This window comes from Pseudomonas sp. PME37.24/025 (assembly GCF_055556615.1).
The window spans coordinates 262,046-280,900 of the sequence record NZ_JBVHNK010000009.1 but is presented as its reverse complement, the minus strand read 5'-3'; the positions used below and the strand labels follow the sequence as shown (position 1 = coordinate 280,900).

Sequence of the window (18,855 nt, the reverse complement as noted above, 5' to 3'; positions counted from 1 at the left end):
CAGTTTTTTGCAGTGTTCAAAAAAGTTGTGCACAGCCACAACCCTGTGGGAGCGGCAAGCCCGCGATGAGGTCGGCCAATACACCCGATTTTTAAGCCGGCTCCGCGACCTTCACCGCCTTCAACTCGGCCTCTCGCGCCTGGGCATCGGCCAATCGATACAGCTCGATCGACCCATCCCAATGCTCAATCAGCGCCGTGCACGACTCCACCCAATCCCCGCAATTAAGGTAATCCACCCCACCGACCTTGCGAATCTCGGCATGGTGAATGTGCCCGCACACCACCCCGTGCAACTCGCGTTTGACGCATTCGTGGGCGATGGCTTCTTCAAAATCGCTGATGAAACTGACGGCGGTCTTTACCTTGTGCTTGAGGTACGCCGACAGCGACCAGTAGCCGTAGCCATAGCGGGCACGCCAATGGTTGAGCCAGCGGTTGAGCGTCAGGGTGAATTCGTAGGCCGAGTCGCCGAGAAACGCCAGCCAGCGGTGGTAACGGGTGATCACGTCGAACTGGTCGCCATGAATCACCAACAGATGACGGCCATCGGCGGTCACGTGCACGGCTTCGTCCACCAACTGGATATTGCCCAAAATCAGCTTCGAATAACGGCGCAGGAATTCGTCATGGTTGCCGGTGACGTAGATCACTTCCGTGCCGCGTTTGCTCATGGTCAGCAGGCGACGAATCACATTGGTGTGCGCTTGGGGCCAATACATGCCACTGCGCAGTTTCCAGCCGTCGATGATGTCGCCGACCAGGTAAATCTTGTCGGTGTGGTAGCCCTTGAGAAACTGCGACAGGTGTTCGGCCTGGCAGTCCCGGGTGCCCAAATGCACATCGGAAATCCACAAGGTCCGCACACGTTGCTTACGGCTGGGTTTGGCGAGCTCGGCGCTGGTCATGGGCAACCTCTGCGATATTTTTTGCGAGCTTGCGCCGGCGCCGTTAACAGTCAGTGACACAAACAAGTCAGTGTTGTGACAGTGAGTCCGCGAGTGCCGGTGTAGACTGGCGACCTGTCCCCGGGAGACCTGCGATGAGACCGATCCTCACCCTCCGCCAATACACCCACGATCTGATCGTCCACAGTCACGACCACGCACAACTGGTGTTCGGGCTGTCAGGCGCGCTGGATTTCGAGGTCGAGGGGCGTGGCAGTCAGGTGGTTCAGCAGAGTTTCGTGGTGGTGCCGTCGGGGGCGCATCATGCCTGCGACAGCGCCCATGGCAGTCGTTGCCTGGTGCTGGATGTGCCGAGCGATCAGTGGGTCTCGCAGTCCCTTGGCGATCACGCCGAAGCCAGCCGCCGCTTGCTCGACAATGCCGGGCGCCTGTCGCTGGACGCCGGGCAAAGCCAACTGGTGAGTTGGCTGGCGGGCAGCCAGATCAGCGATCCGCTGATCGCCCAGCAAGGCGCGGTGCTGTTGCTGGCCAGCCTGAACAACGCCAAACCCGACAGCGTGGGCGGCCGGCGTCTGCCTTATGCGGCGTTGAATGCGCACATCGATCAATACGCGGCCTATCCACTGCAAGTCGCCGATCTGGCGCGCATTGCCGGCCTGTCCAGCGCTCGGTTGCACGCACGGTTCGTGGCGGAATGCGGGCAAACGCCGATGGACTACATTCGCAGTCGTCGGCTGCACATTGCCGTGGGCCTGTTGCGCGATTCAGCGTTGCCCATTGGCGAGATCGCCTGTCGGGTCGGCTACAGCTCCCAGAGTGCATTCGCCGCTGCGGTGTTGCGTGAGTTCGGTGCCTCACCCGGAAAAATGCGGCGCGAGGCTGGCGACAAATGACGCGAGTCTGACGACAGACACAACCGGCTCAGCACGATTCAATGCAGGAGCTGCCGAAGGCTGCGATCTGTTGATCTTGTTTTTGGAGATCCAGATCAACAGATCGCAACCTTCGGCAGCTCCTACAGGGGTCGACGGTTGTCGGCCGGATTCGATACGTTTATCAAGGATTGCAATGACTCCCCGTACCGCCCTTGGCGCTCTGCATATCGGTGCATTGATGTTCGGTCTGACTGGCGTATTCGGCAAACTCGCCGCCGCCTCGCCAGCCATCATCGTGTTCGGCCGTGCTGCGTTTGCCGTCCTCGCCCTGACGTTTTTCGCACGGTTCGCCAGCAATACCCGTTGGCAGAAACTCGATGCAGTGGACCTGCGCCGCCTGCTGCTCAGCGGCTTGCTGCTGACCGGGCACTGGGTGAGTTTCTTCATCGCGGTGAAGGTGGCCGGGGTGGCGATTGCGACCCTGGGCTTTGCCAGTTTCCCGGCGTTTACCGTAATCCTCGAAGGGCTGATCTTCCGCGAGCGCATCCGCGCCAATGAAATCCTGCTGGTGGTGCTGGTCAGTATTGGATTGGTACTGGTCACGCCGGATTTCGATCTGGCCAGTGGCGCCACCATTGGCCTGTTATGGGCAGTGGCTTCCGGCTTGCTGTTCGCCCTGCTGTCCCTGACCAACCGCGCCAGCTCCGGACGAGTCCCGCCGGTGCAGGCTGCTCTGTGTCAGAACGTGGTGGTTGCGATCTGCCTGCTGCCGGTGGCGGTGCCGCAGTTGAGCGAAGTGCGCGCCATCGACTGGCTGTGGATCGGCCTGCTCGGGGTGTTCTGCACCGGCGTCGCCCACAGCCTGTTCGTCGCCAGCCTGGCGGTGATCAAGGCTCGGACCGCCGCCGTGGTATTCGCGATGGAACCGATTTACGGCATCACCGTTGCCTGGCTACTGTTCAATGAAAACCCGACACTGCGCATGCTGATCGGCGGCGCACTGATCATCGTGGCTATCGTGGTCTCGAGCCGGTTGTCCGGCAGTTCAAGCAAGAACGCTGTAGCGACACAAGCCCCGTCTCACTGAGTGCGGTCGTTGTGGCCCAGGTCGCGGTCCGGATCGATCTGATCGCGGACCCGCTGCTTGAGCACCTTGGCCTCGGGAAAACCGCCATCGGCCTTGCGCTCCCAGAGCTGCACATCGTCACAGAAAATGTGAAAAACCCCGCCGGTTCCGGGCACCAGGGACACTTTTCCCAGGTCATCGCCGAAGGTACTGAGCAGTTCCTGGGCCAGCCAGGCGGCGCGCAACAGCCATTGGCATTGCGTGCAGTAGGTGATGACGATTTCCGGTTTACGTGCGGTCATGATTGGCAAAACTCCTGTGCCAGAGGGCCTCGCTATAATAGCCGCCTTTATCGCTCGCCCCGAGATCCATGATGCGCCGTTTGCTGTCCTGCCTGTTGCTGTGCCTCTTCCCCTTGATCGTGCAAGCCGTCGATGCCCCGCGACCAAAAATCGGTCTGGTGCTGTCCGGTGGTGCCGCCCGTGGCTTGGCTCACATTGGTGTGCTCAAGGCACTGGAAGAACAAGGCATCAAGATCGATGCGATTGCCGGCACCAGCATGGGCGCGGTGGTCGGCGGCCTGTATGCCTCGGGCTACAAGATCGATGAACTGGAAAAACTCGCCCTGAGCATCGACTGGCAGCAGGCGCTGTCCGACGCCCCGCCTCGGGAAGACGTACCGTTTCGACGCAAACAGGACGACCGGGATTTCCTCGTCAAACAGAAACTCAGTTTCCGTGACGACGGCAGCCTTGGCCTGCCACTTGGCGTGATTCAAGGCCAGAACCTGGCACTATTGCTGGAAAGCTTGCTGGCTCATGCCAGCGATACCCGCGATTTCGACAAACTGCCGATTCCGTTCCGGGCGGTAGCGACCGACATCGCCAGCGGCGAAAAAGTGGTGTTCCGCAAGGGCCACCTGCCTAAGGTAATTCGTGCCAGCATGTCGATCCCGGCGGTGTTCGCGCCGGTCGAGCTCAACGGCCGCTTGCTGGTGGACGGTGGCATGACCGACAACATCCCGCTGGATGTGGCGCGGGAGATGGGCGTCGACATCGCCATCGTGGTCGACATCGGCACGCCGCTGCGCAATCGCAAGCAACTGACCACGGTGGTCGATGTGTTGAACCAGTCAATCACCCTGATGACCCGACGCAATTCCGAAGAACAACTGGCCGCCCTGCACAAAGACGACGTATTGATCCAGCCACCGCTGGCGAGTTTCGGGGTTACCGATTTTGGTAAAGCCCAGGAAATGATCGACGCCGGCTACCGTGCAACCAGAATTCTCGACGCGCGTCTGGCGCGGCTCAAACCTGCACAACCACTGGACGCCGAACTGACCGCCGCCCGGGCGCCGAGCCAACGCACGCCGATCATTACTGCGATCAAAGTGGAAAACGACTCGAAGGTTGGCGACGACGTAATTCGTTACTACATTCGCCAGCACATCGGTGAACCGCTGGACCTTGGCCGTCTGCAAACTGACATGGGCACGTTGTACGGCCTCGATTACTTCGAGCAGGTGCAATACCGCGTGGTCCATAAGGGCGCCGATCACACTCTGGTGATCAGTGCCCGCGGCAAACGCAGCGGCACCGATTACTTGCGGGTGGGTTTGAACCTGTCGGACGACATGCGCGGCGACAGTGCTTTCAACCTGGGCGCCAGTTACCGGATCAACGGCATCAATCGCCTCGGTGCCGAATGGCTGACCCGGGCACAGCTCGGTGACAAGCAGGAACTTTACACTGAGTTCTATCAACCGCTGGATGTCGGCTCGCGCTACTTCATCGCGCCTTATGCGGCATTCGAAGCGCAGAACGTCGAAGCGATTCTGGACAACGATCCGATCGCCCAATACCGCGTCGAACGCTATGGTTTGGGCCTGAACATCGGCCGGCAAATCGGCCATAGCGGCGAAGTGCGCTTTGGTGTCGGTGAAGCCTGGGGCAAGGCTGACGTGCGCATCGGTGATCAGGATTTGCCGAGTGAAAACTTCAACGAGGGTTTCTATGAGCTGAAGTACTCGTTCGACTCGCTGGACAACGTCTACTTCCCTCATGAAGGCCAGGATATCGGCCTGTCGTTACGCCAGTTCGAACCGGGCTTGGGTTCGGACAAACGCTATCGCCAATGGGAGTTCAAACTGGACAAGGCCCTGAGCAGCGGCCCGGACACCTTCATCCTCGGCGGGCGCTACGGACGCACACTGGATGAGGCCAACGTGGTCACTTCCAGTTTCCTGCTCGGCGGCGCGCGACAGTTGTCGGGCTTTCGCGAGGATGCGATCTCCGGGCAGAACGTCAGCCTGATGCGCGGTGTTTACTACCGCCGCCTGACGCCGCGCTCGTACCTGCCACTGGACTTCCCGCTGTACATCGGCGGCTCGCTGGAACGCGGCCGGGCGTGGAACAACGACAATGAATTCGACAGCGGCTACATCAATGCAGCCAGTATGTTCATCGGTTTCGACACGCCGCTGGGACCGCTGAACTTCAGTTACGGCATCAACGATGCGGACGAACAGGCGGTTTATCTGAACCTGGGGCAGACGTTCTAAAGCGAACACCCTCTACAGGTATCCTCCCACATTAGATCTCCAAGACTTTCCTATCGGATACCGGCCAACAGAGTCCGGGCCGTTTCCTTGAGCGGTTCGTCGCCTTCCTTGAGTAGCTCGTTAAGCAGCTCGATGGCGCTGTCCAGATCGCCGTCGTCGATGCAGGTCTGGGCCTGTTCGAGTTTTCCCGCGCTGCCCGGCCCGGCCGGTTCAAGATCGATCAATTCAGCATTCAGCGGCTCAAGCTCCAGCGGCTGGCCAGGATCGCTGAATTCGTTGAGAAAGGCCTCGTCCAGAGATTGAGCATCAGGTTCGGCGATCCATTCAAGCTCGGGCTCGTCCAGCGTCGGCTCCTCGGGCATTTCGAAGACATCGGGCAATACATGCAGGTTCGAGGTGAACCCGGGGTCGTTTGTTGCCTGCTCTGGCTCATTCGACGGTTTAGCGCTGGATGATGAGTTTTCGAAGGGGCTGATCAGATCCCAGTTCGAATCCATCGACAGGTCATCGAGGTTCAACTGGAACTCATCGCTCGGTGCCGCTTCAGGGATTACAGGCGCGGGCGGCGCTACTGCCACAGCGACAACCAACGGTGCGGCACTGATCAGTTTCGGATGGCGGGCGCGGATGTCCTGAAGTTGCTCTGCATCGAACCCTGCGTCTCGCAGGCTGCTTTCCTGCGCGTCATAAGCTTGCACGTCGCCCTGTTTACCGAGGACTTCCAACAGTTGCACGGCCAGATCGGTGCGCAGGGGTTCCCTGACCAACGCATCTCGCAACAAACCGGCTGCCTCGGACAAACGGCCATACGCCAGGTAGATACCAACCCCTTCCAGCACGTCGCCTGCGGGAGTCTCTTCGGCCGATCCGGCTACCGGTTGCGGCTGGGACGCCGGACTGGCCGGTTCTGTTGCACGGCTGAGCACCGATTCATGACGGGACGGCAGCACGGGTAACGGTTCGGGCTGGACCTGAGCCTGAACCTGCTGTCGTTGATGGCGAATGAATACACCGAGCAACGCCAACGCCACCACTGCCAGCAACCCGATGATCAGTGGCCATTGGGTGGTCTCGGGCGTCTCGACAATTGCCAAGGCCGGTGGCGTCACCTCAGGCGCAACCGGCGGCACCGATGCCTGTTTGATTTCCGCCAATTGGGTTTGCAGCTCGATCACCTGCTTTTTCTGGCCGGCGATCTGCTCATCCTGAGCCTGAAGCTTCGCATTGAGTTCATCGATAGTCTTTTGCAACTGCTGGTTTTGCAGCACGCTGGCGGCCAGTTGTTCGGCAACAGCATCATTCGCAGGCGCGGCAGCTGGTTTATCGACATCAGGCTTGGGCGCCGCCCCCTTCGCAGCAGGTGGCGGTGCAACAGCCGGTTCGACGGACGGGAACGCGGAAGACTGAGGGCGCGGCTCGGGCTCGTCGCTGATGGGAACAATTCCCGGCGAACCCGGCGGATCGATCAGCACTGTGTACTCGTGCAGCAAACGCCCGTTGGGCTGATTAAGCTGCACCAGAAAATTCAGGAAGGGTTCCTTGACCGGTTTGCTGGAAGTCACCCGGATCAGGCTGCGGTTGCCCCGTAGGATCGGTGTGAACTTCAGATCGTTGAGAAAGAACAACCGCTCGACGCCGGCGCGACTGAACTCGTCCGCCGTCGCCAGGCTGACCGATAGCTCGCCCTCCTCCAGGCCACCGGCGTCCACCAGCGCGATGTCGGCATTGAAAGGCTGATTCAACGCCGAATGCTGGGTAATCTCACCCAAGCCTAGCGCCGGGGCCAATGCCGAGTAAGTGACGGCACCACCGACCAGCAGCAGCCTGGTGCAACACCGCAATACAACGTGCCAACTCTCGAGCATGAGCATCCCTTAGATAACCAGAACCAACCTGTACGTGTTCGCACATCCGGTACGAACACGATATTGCCTAGTAGTTCTTTATAGTCCGCCCAACGGGGTATCTCAAAAATCCGGCGCGTGGTTGTGCCTCAAGATTTTTCCAGGTTGGCCAGAATATGCCCATGGACTCGCATACAGACCTTTAAATCCGCCTCATCGACGCCTTCGAACAGTTCGTGGCGCAATTGAGTGGCGATGGTTTCAATTTGTTCGATCAAGGGCCGGGCCGGGGCACACAGGACGATTTTTTTCGCCCGACGGTCTTCCAGCACGGATTGGCGTTGCACCAGGCCCTGACTTTCCAGGCTGTCGAGCAGTCGAGCCAGGGTGGGCCCTTCGACGCCAACGCTCTGCGCCAGTTCTCGCTGGGTGGGAGCATCATCGAATCGCGCCAGGTGCAGCAGCACCAGCCAGCGCGCCTGGGACAGGCCCAGGCCAGCCAGTCGGCGGTCCAGTTCGGCACGCCAGCCCCGAGACATCTGGGCCAATTGCATGCCAAAGCGGTGTTGATCGGTTAACGGCATAAAACACTCATGATTAGACTGAAATAGAGAAAAACTAATTATTAGTCAGCTAAGCATGACCTTTGGCTATAGGCAAGGCTTGCTCTGTACTGAATCGTTACATCTGTGCCGCAGGTCACTCAGACTTCGAATTCCGACTGCAGAGCGGCACGAACGCAATACAAAACACCTTCAGGAACTCTCCCTGCGAACAGCGCGGCAATTTCTGACACCGGCGGCAGTTCGCCTTCGCCGTCGAGGAACGCATCCTGGACTTCGCCCATCAACTCTTCCGGCAGGTCCAGCGCCTGCTCAAGCGACAACTGCTGCTTGCCGATCGCCTCGGCGAGCATCGCGTAGACGTTCTTTTCCGAGCATTGCAGCTGACCGGCGATCTGCAGTGGTGTCATGCCGGCCCGGGCCAGTGTGATCAACTCGTGGCGCACGTCGGCCACGACTTTCGGCGCCTCGACCTGACCGCCGAGCACTTCGAGGAAGGCCTCGCCGTAACGCTCCAGTTTTCGCGCACCAACGCCGCTGACCGTGGCCATTTCCGCCAGCGAGGTCGGCTGGCTGCGGAGCATTTCCAGCAGTGTCGAGTCGGGGAAGATGACGTATGGCGGCACGCCATGCTCTTCGGCCAGTTTGCGACGCAGGGCACGCAAGGCTTCCCACTGTTCGCGTTCTTCGCCGCGAACCAATTGGCTGGCCTGGCTCTTGCTGCTTTTGGCGGTGGTTTGCGGCTTGAGGTCGCGGCGCAGTTCCAGGGTCACTTCGCCCTTGAGCAGCGGCCGACAGGTGTCACTCAGGCGCAGCCCGCCGTAGCCTTCGAGGTCGATGTCCGCCAGACCACGGGCAACAAGCTGTCGGAACAAGGAGCGCCATTCGCTCTCCCCCATCGCTTTGCCTACGCCGAATACCGACAAATGCTGATGACCGAAGCTGCGGACCTTTTCGTTGTCCTTGCCCAGCAACACGTCGACCAAATGACCGACGCCATAACGCTGACCGGTGCGGTAGATCGCCGACAGCGCCTGACGGGCCGGCTCGGTGGCGTCCCAGGTCTGTACACCGTCGACGCAGTTGTCGCAGTGGCCGCAGGGTTCGGGCATGTCTTCGTCGAAGTACGCGAGCAGCGTCTGGCGACGGCAGCGGGTTTCTTCGCAAAGCGAGAGCATGGCGTCGAGCTTGTGCTGCTCCAGACGCTTATGGCGCTCGTCGCCTTCGGAGTTTTGCAGCATCTGCTTGAGCATCACCACGTCTTGCAGGCCGTACGCCATCCAGGCATCCGCCGGCAGGCCATCACGACCGCCGCGACCGGTTTCCTGATAGTAGGCCTCAAGGGACTTCGGCAAATCGAGGTGCGCGACAAAACGTACGTTAGGCTTATCGATGCCCATGCCGAACGCCACGGTGGCGACCATGATCAGGCCTTCCTCATTGAGAAAACGCTTCTGGTGTTGGGCCCGCGTGTCGTTGGGCAGACCGGCGTGGTACGGCAGCGCCGGGAAGCCTTGCTCGCTGAGGAACACCGCTACTTCATCAACCTTCTTGCGCGACAGGCAGTAAACGATACCGGCATCGCTGCGCCGCTCGGCGAGGAACGCCAGCAACTGCTTGCGCGGCTGCTCCTTGGGCACGATGCGATAGAAAATATTGGGGCGGTCGAAACTCGAGAGGAAGCGCTCGGCATCCTGCAGATGCAGACGATCGACGATTTCTTCGCGGGTGCGCTTGTCGGCGGTGGCAGTCAGGGCAATACGCGGGACGTTGGGGAACAGTTCCGCCAACTGGCCCAGTTGCAGGTATTCCCGACGGAAGTCGTGTCCCCATTGGGACACGCAATGCGCTTCGTCGATGGCGAACAGGGCGATTTCAAGGCTTTGCAAGAACGCCAGCATGCGCGGCTGAACCAGGCGCTCGGGCGCCAGGTAGAGTATTTTCACCTCGCCGCGCTTGATCCGCGCCGCCAGATCACGCTGTTGCTCAGCGCTCAACGTGGAGTTCAACGCCGCCGCGGCGACGCCCAGCTCTTCTAGGGTGGCGACCTGATCGTCCATCAGCGCGATCAGCGGCGACACCACCACCGCCAACCCCTCGCGCAGCAGTGCCGGCACCTGGAAGCACAAGGACTTGCCGCCACCGGTAGGCATCAGCACCAAGGCGTCGCCGCCACTGGCCACGCGCTCAATGATTGCACCCTGACGGCCACGGAAACTGTCGTAGCCGAAGATGTCCTTGAGGACGCGTTGAGCCTGTTCGAGCATAAAAACTCCAAAAATCACCGAAACATCCCTGCAAGGCTGGTTCAGAATCACCAAAGCTGCACCGACAAATCGTAAGTGCGCATTGCATGACGCTGCACATTTCAGCCGTGACGCCAGCAGGGCATCACAAAACGCGCGAGTATACCCGACGCCTGTCCGGCAAAGGGCGCCGCTGAGAAGAGGAACGCAATGCAATCCCTGTGGGAGCGGGCGTGCCCGCGATGGCGGCGTGTCAGGCGAAAAATGTATTGGAAGTACCGGCCTCATCGCGGGCAAGTCGAATCGTCGCACCGCCGCTCCCACAGGGATTGGGCCAGACTGGCGGTATCGATAACCACAGAATTCCCCCGCAAGGCTGCAAATACACCGCGCGGCTGGCCTGAGCGCTCAAGAAGGCCTAGAATTCCCGCATCGTATATTCCCCAAGGTAGCCCTTTAATGTCCTTCGCTGAGCAACTAACCCGCCTGCAAGTCTTCCTCGACGCCGACGAGCTGCATGACGAGGCGCTGGACTACGTGGCCGCCCACGGCTACCTAACTGCGCTGTCGATCTGTTCCGAGAGCGTTCCCGACCGTGAATGGATCGACGCACTCTTCGCCGAAGAGCCGCATTACGCCGACGACACCGAGCGTGAAGCGATCGAATCCACCCTGCTGCTGCTCAAGGCGCACATCGCCCGCCAACTGGCGGCCGACGAAGAGTTCGAGCTGCCGTGCGACCTGGACCTGGGCGAAGAGCCGGACGATTCTGACCTGCGCGGCTGGTGCATCGGTTTCATGGAAGGCGTATTCCTGCGCGAAGCGGCCTGGTTCGAAACCGCCGAAGACGAAGTCAGCGAAATGCTGCTGCCGATCATGGTCGGTTCCGGTCTGTTCGACGAACAGCCAGAGTTCGAAGACATCGCCAAAGACGCCAACCTGATGGACGACATGATCGTGCAGATCCCGGAAGCCCTGACCGCGCTGTACCTGCTGTGTCAGGCGCCAGACGAAAAACCGGCGATTCTCAAGCCACGTCACCACTAAGGTTTTGCCTATGGACAACCCCATAGGCAACCGCTCCCTGATGTTGCGCTACGTGCTGCTGGCCATCGGCTGGCTGAGCGTAGCGCTGGGGGTGATCGGGATTTTCCTGCCGGTGCTGCCCACCACACCGTTCCTGTTGCTGGCGGCCGCCTGTTTCGCCCGCAGCTCGCCGCGTTTCTATCAGTGGCTGGTTGAACATCCACGGCTTGGGCCATGGGTTCGCGACTACCTGAGCGGCAATGGCATTCCGCTCAAGGGCAAGGTCTACGCCATCGGATTGATGTGGGCGAGCATCCTGCTTTCCTGCTACCTGGTGCCCCTGCCGTGGGCGCGAGGGTTCATGCTGACCAGTGCAGTGCTGGTGACGGTTTATATCCTCAAGCAGAAAACCCTGCGTAAACCCTGATCCCATCTGTGGCCCGGGGTCTTTTGTGGCGAGGGAGCTTGCTCCCGTTGGGTTGCGAAGCGACCCCAAAACCAGCCACCCAACTTTTCCTGACTCACCGCACTGACTGGTTTTGCGACTGCTGCGCAGCCGAGCGGGAGCAAGCTCCCTCGCCACAGAAAGCAACCCGCCGCCGTCCATTCGTCCGACGACCTGCCCTCCCTCGCCGAAAACACCGCCTAGACTTCAGACATCTGCACCCGAGCAGCCAGACATGTCCCGCAGTCCGCGTAGTCCAGGATGGTCAACGCTCCGACTTCGGTTCGGCGGATGGCTGCTGCTGACGAGTTTTCTGCTGGCAGGGTTGGGCAGTGTCTGGGCTGACTGGGACTTTGCGCAGATTCTGCAAACGGCCGAAAAACGCTACGGCCCCCTTGGCCTGGCCCGGGGACGGATCGAGGCCTGGAGTCAAATGCTGCAAAGCGAACGCAAGCAGCCTGAGCGCGAACAACTGAGCGCGGTCAATCGCTTCTTCAATCAGCAACTGAGCTTTCAGGACGACACGCGTATCTGGCGTCAGACCGATTACTGGGCCACGCCCGTCGAATCCTTGATCAAGGGTGCCGCCGACTGCGAGGACTACGCCCTGGCAAAATATTTCAGCCTACGTCACCTCGGGATTCCCAGCGAGAAACTACGTATCACCTACGTCAAGGCCCTGACCCAGAACCAGGCGCACATGGTGTTGACCTTCTACGCCAGCCCCACGGCCGAGCCGCTGGTGCTGGACAACCTGATCGACGAAATCCGTCCCGCCTCCCAACGCAAAGATCTGCTACCGGTGTACGCCTTCAACGCCGAAGGCCTGTACTTGCCGGGAGCCAATGGTGGCAAACGCAGCAGCGACTCGAAAAAATTGTCGCGTTGGCAAGACGTGTTGAAAAAGATGCAGTTTGAAGGGTTCGCCGTGGGCGAAGGCTAGCCGCTATTGCAAGGAGCGTTTTATGTCACTGCGCAAACAGTTGTTTCTCGCCATTTGCCTGTTCTTGCTGGTGGCCTTCGGCGGCAGTTTTTTTGTCAGCCTGGAAAGCTCTCGCGAACAGATGCTCAGCCAGTTGCGCTCCCACGCTCAGGACGCCGCCACGGCGCTGGGCCTGTCATTGACAGCGCAGATCGACGACCCGGCGATGATCGAGTTGATGGTCAGCTCGATTTTCGACAGTGGTTATTTCAGCAGCATTCGGGTCGTCAGTATTGTGGATGAACGAGTGTTGGTGGAACGCAGCGCACCGCCGCAAATCGAGGGTGTTCCCGGCTGGTTCATCAGCCTGGTTAACCTGCGCCCACAGGGTGGCGATGCACTGATCATGCGTGGTTGGGAGCAAGCGGCGCGGGTCGAAGTGTTGAGCAATCCGCAATTTGCCTTGGCCAAACTCTGGGACAGTACCCTCGGCAGCCTGATCTGGTTGCTGATTTGCGGACTGCTCAGCGCTGTGTTTGGTGGCTGGCTGTTGCGCCGGCAATTGCGCCCGCTCGACAACATGGTCAAACAGGCTGAAGCCATCAGCAAACGCGAGTTTCGCAGTTTGCCGAAACTGCCGCGCACACCGGAACTCAAACGCGTGGTGCTGGCCATGAACCAAATGGTCGAGAAGCTCAAGGCGTTGTTCGCCGAAGAGGCCGCGCGCAGCGATAAACTGCGCTCCGAATCTTATCAGGACAGTCTTACAGGCCTGGCCAACCGGCGCTTGCTGGATGAACAACTGGCCGACCATTTGCTGGTCTCCGAACAAAGCAGCGACGGCCACTTGCTGATGTTACGGATCAACGACCTGATCGGGCTCAACCAGCGCCTGGGTGGCCAGCGCACCGATGCCTTGATTAGCACGGTCGGCGAACTGCTCAAGCGCCTGACGCAACCACCGGAACGTCGCACCTGGCTCGCGGCGCGCAATCGAGGTGGAGAATTCAGCCTGCTGACACCGGGCCTGAGCAGCACAGATGCCGCACGCCTCGCCTCCGAAATCAGCGCCACCCTGGAAAACCTGCGCCTGACCGGCGCCAGCGACTGCATGCCCGTGGCACATCTGGGCGTGGTCGCCTATCACCCCGGCGAGCCGGCGAACGGCGTGCTGCTGCGCCTCGATCAAGCGCTGACCCAGGCCCGGCAACACCCCGAGCGGCCATGGATACACATGACCCATTCCGATACCGAGCCGAACCAGTCCCAACACGACTGGCGCAGCTGGATCGACGACGCGCTGACCGAGGGCAAGATGCAGCTGTATTTTCAACCGGTGGTGCAGTGCGCCGATACCAGCCAGGTGTTGCATCACAAAGTCCTCGCGCGCCTGCTCGACCCGCAAGGCGAGGCGATTGCCGCCGGGCATTTCCTGCCGTGGATCGAGCGCCTTGGCTGGTCGGCACGATTCGATCTGGTGATGCTCGAAACCACTCTCGAATATCTGGCTGCCAACCGTTGGCCACTCGCGTTGAGCCTCTCCGGCAGCACCCTGCGCGATCAAGCGCAGCTGCAACAAATTCTCGATCTGCTGGAATCACTGCCGGAACTCGCGCCACTGCTGACCCTGGAAATCGACGAACGCCAACTGCCGCCCCCCGAAGAACTGCAACGTCTGAGTCACAGTCTGCTCAACACCGGTTATCGCATCGGACTGCAGCACTTCGGCGGCAGCTTCAGCCAGATCGGTAACCTGACGCAGTTGGGGCTGGCTTACCTGAAAATCGACGGAGCCTACATTCGGGGTATCGATGAACAGACTGATAAACGACTGTTCATCGAGGCGATTTTCCGGGCGACCAACAGCATTGATTTGCCGTTGATTGCCGAGATGGTAGAGACGCAGGGGGAGCTGGAAGCGATTCGGGAGTTGGGGTTGTTTGGGGTGATGGGAAGACTGATTGGGCCGCCGGAGCCGATGTGAGTCGCAAGGCCCGCACGATCAGACACACCGCGTCATCGTTCATCGCGAGCAAGCTTCGCTCCCACAGGTGTTCGGTGTCGGAGCCTCAGGGCCGGCGATCCTCGACCCGAGCCTGACTCTTGCTCCAATCGGTCAACAAGCTGTAAGCCACGGCCAACAACGTCGGGCCGATGAACAGACCGATAAACCCAAATGCAATCAACCCACCAAACACCCCAAGCAACACAATCACCAACGGCAAGTTCCCGCCCCGACTGATCAGGTACGGCTTAAGTACGTTATCGACCCCGCTGATGATGAACATACCCCAGATCCCGAGGAATACCGCCATCCCATACTCGCCCTTCCAGGCCAACCACGCCGTGGCAGGAATCCACACCAGCGGCGGCCCCATAGGAATCAGGCTCAGCAAAAACGTCACAATCCCCAGCACCAGCGCTCCAGGCACGCCGGCAATCAGGAAGCCGATCAACGCCAACACGGCCTGAGCCGCCGCAGTGCCGATCACCCCGTTGACCACGCGCTGCACGGTGCCCGCCACCAATTCGATGTAATAGCCGGCGCGGTCACCGATCAGCCGTTCCAGCAACCCATGGACAAACACCGCCAACCGCGGCCCGTCCCGGTAGAAAAAGAACACAAAGACAATACTCAGCGTCAGCTCGAGGATGCCGCCGCCGATCTGTGCACTGCGCGCCAGCAACCAGTTACCGACTTGCCCCAGATAAGGCTTGATCGCCAGCATCATCGCCGCGCCTTGCTGATCGATGCTGTTCCAGATAGCCACCAACCGCTCGCCGACCAAGGGAATACTGCCCAGCCAGGTCGGCGCTTCAGGCAGACCGTCGACTTGCACATCCTTGATGAACGCCGTGGCATCGCGTACATGGTCCGCCAGGTTGAAACCCAGCCACACCAGCGGTGCTGCCACCAGCAGCATCCAGCCCAGCGTCAGCAACAGCGCCGCCAGGGATTCACGGCCATTGAGCCAACGGGTCAACAAACGCATCAGCGGCCAACTGGCAAACGCCAGCACCGCGCCCCAGAACAGCGCCGACCAGAACGGCGCCATCACCCAGAGGCTCGCGCCAAACAGCACCAGGAGCAGAATCTGCACCAACAGCCGATCGTTATTGGGCATGTAATGTCTCGAAAAAGTCAGTCAGCAAAGAGTAGGCGAACGCGCGAAGCGCGCTCGCCCAATGAAGCTTATCGCAACAGCTCAAAGTGCAGGCCAGAGCCTTCGACGTTGCCGGTTTCCATCCGTGCCGACCGTACACCCTGGCCGATCAGCGCCTGGCGCCAGGCTTCGGCATTGGGCCCCGACACATTGACGCGCAATGTGGTGTCCAGATTCAGGCCTCGGGAAATCAAACGTAGCCAGGTATCGTCAGGGTTGCCGTCGAGTTTGGGAAAATCAAGTTCACCGGTACTCTTGAGCTGCCGCAGCAAAGTCGCGGAAGTTGGCAGCAAATCGCCCAATGGTGCGGCAGCGTCGAACTGCTCGACGTGCAGATAGGCTTTGCGATTGCCGCGAGTGATGCTGTAAAGCGCCACCAACGTGTTGTCTTGAGGGGCTGCCAGACGCAGCAGCAAATAGGCCTGCTGGTTATCGGCGCCATACAGCTTGGCGTTGCCGAAGACTTCATTGGCCCACAGACTGCTTTCGCCGCAATCACGGGCCTGACACCAGAACAGCAACTCGGCGCCCTGCTTTTGCAAGACTTCGCGGGCGGCGGTAAAGGCATCGGTAGAGGAATGCTCCGGTGGCAGCTCGTAGGTCACCGAGGTGGCGTGCCCACGGGCGCTGACCTGACCGTCGAAGCGCAACTGACCGCTGATCTTGCGGATAGAACCCAGCGGGTAGATCCGCTCAAGCTCGACAGCCGGCCGATAGTCCACGATCTGCGCATCGGCCATACGCGGCACGATCGGCAGGTCCTGACTGCCAGGGACATCAGCGGCAAATAAAAGAGGACTGAAACAACACAGCGCCAGCAGAGTGAGTGAACGCATGGATAGACTCATCGAATCAGCATGGCCTGGGCACCCTTGATGACACTGTCGTCATCGATGCGCTCGGGCACCAGTAAACCGCGTTGTACCGCAGGGCGCGCCGCCATGGTCGCCATCCAGCGCTGCAGGGCTGACAAGCCATCCACCGCGACACCGGACCATTCATGCCCACGGACCCACGGATAAGTGGCAATGTCGGCAATGCTGTACTCGCCCGCCAGAAACTCTACGGCTTGCAGACGCGTGTCGAGCACTTCATACAGGCGCCGGGTTTCATGTTGATAACGATCGATGGCGCCTTGGAGTTTTTCCGGGAAATAGCGAAAAAACACGTTGGCCTGGCCCTGCATCGGCCCGATTCCGCCCATCTGGAACATCAGCCACTGCAACACCACCGAGCGCCCCTTGGGGTCCTGGGGCAGCAGTTCGCCGGTCATCTCGGCGAGGTAAATCAGGATCGCGCCGGACTCGAACACGGCGAAATCGCCATTGGCACGGTCGACAATCGCCGGAATCCGCCCATTGGGATTGATCTTGAGGAAGCCCTTGGACTTCTGTTCCTTTTTGTCGAAACTCAAGGCATGCACCGTATAGGGCAGGCCGAGTTCCTCGAGCACGATAGAGACCTTGTGGCCATTCGGGGTCGCAGCGGTGTACAGATCTATCATGGTTGTCTCCCATTTCAACCCGCCCAGCCTCGACAGTTGCCGGGCGCAAGTCAAGGAACGGCGAAGAACCGATTGAAACAGTCTGCGACAAGGTCGGCACCGGGTTCGTCATTCAGGTGCAAATGATGGCCGCCAGGCAACTGTTCACGGCTAAAGGGTAGACGTTCCAGCAACTCGGGATGTTTGGCCAGCATGCCGTCAGCCGCAACCACCAGGTGTGCAGGACAACTGACACGCTGGACGAAGGCCATCGCCTGCTCAGTGGTCAGACGTATCGGCGACGGCAGGGTCAGGCGGTTGTCGGTGCGCCAGGTATAACCGCCCGGCACCGGCATCAAGCCGCGTTGCGCCAGCAGTTCGGCGGCTTCACGACTGACCGCCACCAAGCCTTTCATTCGCGCCTCGATGGCGCGGTCGAGGGTGTTGTAGACCGGTTTGCGTTTTTCCCGCAGATCCAGCTGCGCTTGCAGGGCCATGCCCATGCGCTCGGCGGCGTTTTCGCCTTTATCTGTAGGAGGAATGATGCCGTCGATCAAGGCCAGATGAGTCACCCGCTCCGGCAACGAACCGGCCAGCACCAGCGAGACGATTGCCCCCAGGGAATGCCCCAGCAGCGCAAAACGTTTCCACCCCAACTGCTCGGCCACTTGCAGCACGTCGTGCGCGTAGTCCCACAGCGCGTAGCCGGCGCCGTTCGGCCGATGCCCCGAGTGACCATGCCCGGCCATGTCCAGTGCGATGATGCGCAAGCCCTTGAGCTTGGGCGCCAGCCGGGCAAAGCTGTTGGCGTTGTCCAGCCAGCCGTGCAAAGCGATCACCGGCAAGCCGTCCTCGGGACCGAACAAGTGCGCCGCCAACTCGATATGCGGCAGGCTCAGGCGAACTTCTTCGACGACGTTGCTCATGCGCAATCCTGTTGGCTGCGACCTTCCCAGCGGCTGAACAGATTCTTCAGCAGCGTGGCCGTGTCTTGTGGACGTTCGAGGGGAAACATATGGCCACCAGGCATGGTCAAGGACTCACCCAAAGGCATGCGCCCGACGGATCGGGCGTGATGGCGCATTACCACGCGGCTCTTGTGCCCACGGACCACCGCCAGTGGCACTTTCAACTGCCGTGCACGACCGGGGCTGGTGTGGGGCACACCGCGGTAGATGCTGATTTCCGTGGCCGGGTCGAAACGCAGGCGCAGTTTGTCGCCGACTTTTTGCAAACCATATTGAAGATAGGCGTCGAAACATTCCGGGTCAAAGCCACGAAACAGGGTTTTACCGGCGAAATACAGTCGGGCCGCGTCCAGATCGGCAAACTCTTCCCGTCGTCCCAACGTACGGCCGGCCGGGGTCAGCCGATCGATGAAACCGAAGCGCTTGGCGGCACGGATCACCCACTGATCGGCGCGGGTCAGCACCGGTGAATCGAGCATTACCACGCCGCGATACAGCTCTGGGCAACGCAAAGCGGCGTGCAGGTGCAGCACGCCGCCGAAGGAATGACCGACACCCCAGACCGGCTCGGGCTGTTGCTTGAGGTGATGAATCAACTCATCCACCAGATTGTTCCAATTGTCATCCGCCGGAAAACGCGGATCGTGGGCGTGCTGCTCCAGATGCGTCACCTGATACTCGGGCGCCAGCGCCGCGAACAACTTGCCGTAGGTTCCCGAAGGAAAGCCATTGGCGTGGGCGAAAAATATCTGTTGCGACATACCTGCAAATCCATGAGCGAGA

Annotated in this window: 17 protein-coding genes; 7 read left to right on the top strand and 10 right to left on the bottom strand. The window is 60.3% G+C overall.

The annotated features are described in order from the left end of the window. Positions 1-91: 91 nt before the first annotated feature. Entirely contained in the window at positions 92-907 is an 816-nt protein-coding gene (locus tag ACZ3HH_RS18250) for a UDP-2,3-diacylglucosamine diphosphatase (protein ID WP_123495951.1), read from the bottom strand. 134 nt (positions 908-1,041) lie between these two features. Between ACZ3HH_RS18250 and ACZ3HH_RS18245 the strand changes: the two genes are divergently transcribed. Both ACZ3HH_RS18245 and ACZ3HH_RS18240 read left to right on the top strand, forming a co-directional pair. Then, positions 1,042-1,800 (top strand): helix-turn-helix transcriptional regulator, encoded by a 759-nt coding sequence (locus tag ACZ3HH_RS18245; protein WP_465806462.1) that lies wholly within the window; start codon positions 1,042-1,044, stop codon positions 1,798-1,800. Between the two features lie 175 nt (positions 1,801-1,975). Continuing rightward, positions 1,976-2,869, top strand: a complete 894-nt coding sequence (locus ACZ3HH_RS18240) for a DMT family transporter (protein ID WP_465806460.1) — start codon at positions 1,976-1,978, stop codon at positions 2,867-2,869. Here the strand turns inward: ACZ3HH_RS18240 and ACZ3HH_RS18235 are convergent. After that, the gene (locus ACZ3HH_RS18235) at positions 2,863-3,150 is read right to left on the bottom strand and encodes an Rdx family protein (protein ID WP_007895010.1); all 288 of its coding nucleotides are present in this window, start codon (positions 3,148-3,150) and stop codon (positions 2,863-2,865) included. The two genes, ACZ3HH_RS18240 and ACZ3HH_RS18235, sit on opposite strands and share 7 nt — an antisense overlap. A 71-nt stretch (positions 3,151-3,221) precedes the next feature. On the opposite strand from ACZ3HH_RS18235, the gene ACZ3HH_RS18230 reads away from it, so the two are divergent. Beyond that, positions 3,222-5,411 (top strand): patatin-like phospholipase family protein, encoded by a 2,190-nt coding sequence (locus tag ACZ3HH_RS18230; RefSeq protein WP_465806529.1) that lies wholly within the window; start codon positions 3,222-3,224, stop codon positions 5,409-5,411. A 50-nt stretch (positions 5,412-5,461) separates the two neighbouring features. Here ACZ3HH_RS18230 and ACZ3HH_RS18225 read toward each other — a convergent pair whose 3' ends face one another. The 3 genes from ACZ3HH_RS18225 to recQ form a co-directional block, all read right to left on the bottom strand. Further along, a complete protein-coding gene (locus tag ACZ3HH_RS18225; RefSeq protein WP_465806458.1) occupies positions 5,462-7,276 on the bottom strand; it encodes a motility hub landmark protein FimV in 1,815 nt (604 codons plus the stop codon). A gap of 128 nt (positions 7,277-7,404) precedes the next feature. Further along, complete coding sequence (locus tag ACZ3HH_RS18220; protein ID WP_007895007.1) at positions 7,405-7,839, bottom strand: MarR family transcriptional regulator; 435 nt, start codon at positions 7,837-7,839, stop codon at positions 7,405-7,407. 119 nt (positions 7,840-7,958) lie between these two features. Then, complete coding sequence (gene recQ, locus ACZ3HH_RS18215; protein WP_465806455.1) at positions 7,959-10,085, bottom strand: DNA helicase RecQ; 2,127 nt, start codon at positions 10,083-10,085, stop codon at positions 7,959-7,961. Between the two features lie 438 nt (positions 10,086-10,523). Between recQ and ACZ3HH_RS18210 the strand changes: the two genes are divergently transcribed. The 4 genes from ACZ3HH_RS18210 (at position 10,524) to lapD (ending at position 14,441) form a co-directional block, all read left to right on the top strand. Next, positions 10,524-11,111, top strand: coding sequence for a UPF0149 family protein (locus ACZ3HH_RS18210; protein ID WP_465806453.1), 588 nt, complete (start codon positions 10,524-10,526; stop codon positions 11,109-11,111). A gap of 10 nt (positions 11,112-11,121) precedes the next feature. Further along, entirely contained in the window at positions 11,122-11,517 is a 396-nt protein-coding gene (locus ACZ3HH_RS18205) for a YbaN family protein (RefSeq protein WP_465806451.1), read from the top strand. 253 nt (positions 11,518-11,770) lie between these two features. Beyond that, entirely contained in the window at positions 11,771-12,478 is a 708-nt protein-coding gene (gene lapG, locus ACZ3HH_RS18200; RefSeq protein WP_465806449.1) for a cysteine protease LapG, read from the top strand. 22 nt (positions 12,479-12,500) lie between these two features. Beyond that, positions 12,501-14,441, top strand: a complete 1,941-nt coding sequence (lapD, locus tag ACZ3HH_RS18195; protein ID WP_465806447.1) for a cyclic di-GMP receptor LapD — start codon at positions 12,501-12,503, stop codon at positions 14,439-14,441. Between the two features lie 85 nt (positions 14,442-14,526). Here the strand turns inward: lapD and ACZ3HH_RS18190 are convergent, their stop codons facing one another. From ACZ3HH_RS18190 to ACZ3HH_RS18170, 5 genes are all read right to left on the bottom strand, one after another. Continuing rightward, on the bottom strand, positions 14,527-15,582 hold the full coding sequence (locus ACZ3HH_RS18190; protein ID WP_465806445.1) for an AI-2E family transporter: 1,056 nt from the start codon (positions 15,580-15,582) through the stop codon (positions 14,527-14,529). A 68-nt stretch (positions 15,583-15,650) separates the two neighbouring features. Then, on the bottom strand, positions 15,651-16,457 hold the full coding sequence (locus ACZ3HH_RS18185) for a DUF4892 domain-containing protein (protein ID WP_465806443.1): 807 nt from the start codon (positions 16,455-16,457) through the stop codon (positions 15,651-15,653). Positions 16,458-16,465: 8 nt separating this feature from the next. After that, a complete protein-coding gene (locus ACZ3HH_RS18180; protein WP_465806441.1) occupies positions 16,466-17,125 on the bottom strand; it encodes a glutathione S-transferase family protein in 660 nt (219 codons plus the stop codon). Between the two features lie 50 nt (positions 17,126-17,175). Next, positions 17,176-18,030, bottom strand: a complete 855-nt coding sequence (locus ACZ3HH_RS18175) for an alpha/beta hydrolase (RefSeq protein WP_465806439.1) — start codon at positions 18,028-18,030, stop codon at positions 17,176-17,178. Further along, positions 18,027-18,833, bottom strand: a complete 807-nt coding sequence (locus tag ACZ3HH_RS18170; protein ID WP_465806437.1) for an alpha/beta fold hydrolase — start codon at positions 18,831-18,833, stop codon at positions 18,027-18,029. The genes ACZ3HH_RS18175 and ACZ3HH_RS18170 overlap by 4 nt, the downstream gene beginning before the upstream one ends. Positions 18,834-18,855 lie beyond the last annotated feature (22 nt).

What these genes read in the sequence shown, in the direction of transcription:
- ACZ3HH_RS18220 (WP_007895007.1), bottom strand. Translation starts at nt 7,839, where the DNA reads ATGCCGTTAACCGATCAACACCGCTTTGGCATGCAATTGGCCCAGATG.
- ACZ3HH_RS18240 (WP_465806460.1), top strand. Translation starts at nt 1,976, where the DNA reads ATGACTCCCCGTACCGCCCTTGGCGCTCTGCATATCGGTGCATTGATG.
- ACZ3HH_RS18170 (WP_465806437.1), bottom strand. Translation starts at nt 18,833, where the DNA reads ATGTCGCAACAGATATTTTTCGCCCACGCCAATGGCTTTCCTTCGGGA.
- ACZ3HH_RS18205 (WP_465806451.1), top strand. Translation starts at nt 11,122, where the DNA reads ATGGACAACCCCATAGGCAACCGCTCCCTGATGTTGCGCTACGTGCTG.
- ACZ3HH_RS18210 (WP_465806453.1), top strand. Translation starts at nt 10,524, where the DNA reads ATGTCCTTCGCTGAGCAACTAACCCGCCTGCAAGTCTTCCTCGACGCC.
- lapD (WP_465806447.1), top strand. Translation starts at nt 12,501, where the DNA reads ATGTCACTGCGCAAACAGTTGTTTCTCGCCATTTGCCTGTTCTTGCTG.
- ACZ3HH_RS18250 (WP_123495951.1), bottom strand. Translation starts at nt 907, where the DNA reads ATGACCAGCGCCGAGCTCGCCAAACCCAGCCGTAAGCAACGTGTGCGG.
- ACZ3HH_RS18225 (WP_465806458.1), bottom strand. Translation starts at nt 7,276, where the DNA reads ATGCTCGAGAGTTGGCACGTTGTATTGCGGTGTTGCACCAGGCTGCTG.
- ACZ3HH_RS18235 (WP_007895010.1), bottom strand. Translation starts at nt 3,150, where the DNA reads ATGACCGCACGTAAACCGGAAATCGTCATCACCTACTGCACGCAATGC.
- ACZ3HH_RS18230 (WP_465806529.1), top strand. Translation starts at nt 3,222, where the DNA reads ATGCGCCGTTTGCTGTCCTGCCTGTTGCTGTGCCTCTTCCCCTTGATC.
- ACZ3HH_RS18185 (WP_465806443.1), bottom strand. Translation starts at nt 16,457, where the DNA reads ATGCGTTCACTCACTCTGCTGGCGCTGTGTTGTTTCAGTCCTCTTTTA.
- ACZ3HH_RS18175 (WP_465806439.1), bottom strand. Translation starts at nt 18,030, where the DNA reads ATGAGCAACGTCGTCGAAGAAGTTCGCCTGAGCCTGCCGCATATCGAG.
- ACZ3HH_RS18190 (WP_465806445.1), bottom strand. Translation starts at nt 15,582, where the DNA reads ATGCCCAATAACGATCGGCTGTTGGTGCAGATTCTGCTCCTGGTGCTG.
- recQ (WP_465806455.1), bottom strand. Translation starts at nt 10,085, where the DNA reads ATGCTCGAACAGGCTCAACGCGTCCTCAAGGACATCTTCGGCTACGAC.
- lapG (WP_465806449.1), top strand. Translation starts at nt 11,771, where the DNA reads ATGTCCCGCAGTCCGCGTAGTCCAGGATGGTCAACGCTCCGACTTCGG.
- ACZ3HH_RS18180 (WP_465806441.1), bottom strand. Translation starts at nt 17,125, where the DNA reads ATGATAGATCTGTACACCGCTGCGACCCCGAATGGCCACAAGGTCTCT.
- ACZ3HH_RS18245 (WP_465806462.1), top strand. Translation starts at nt 1,042, where the DNA reads ATGAGACCGATCCTCACCCTCCGCCAATACACCCACGATCTGATCGTC.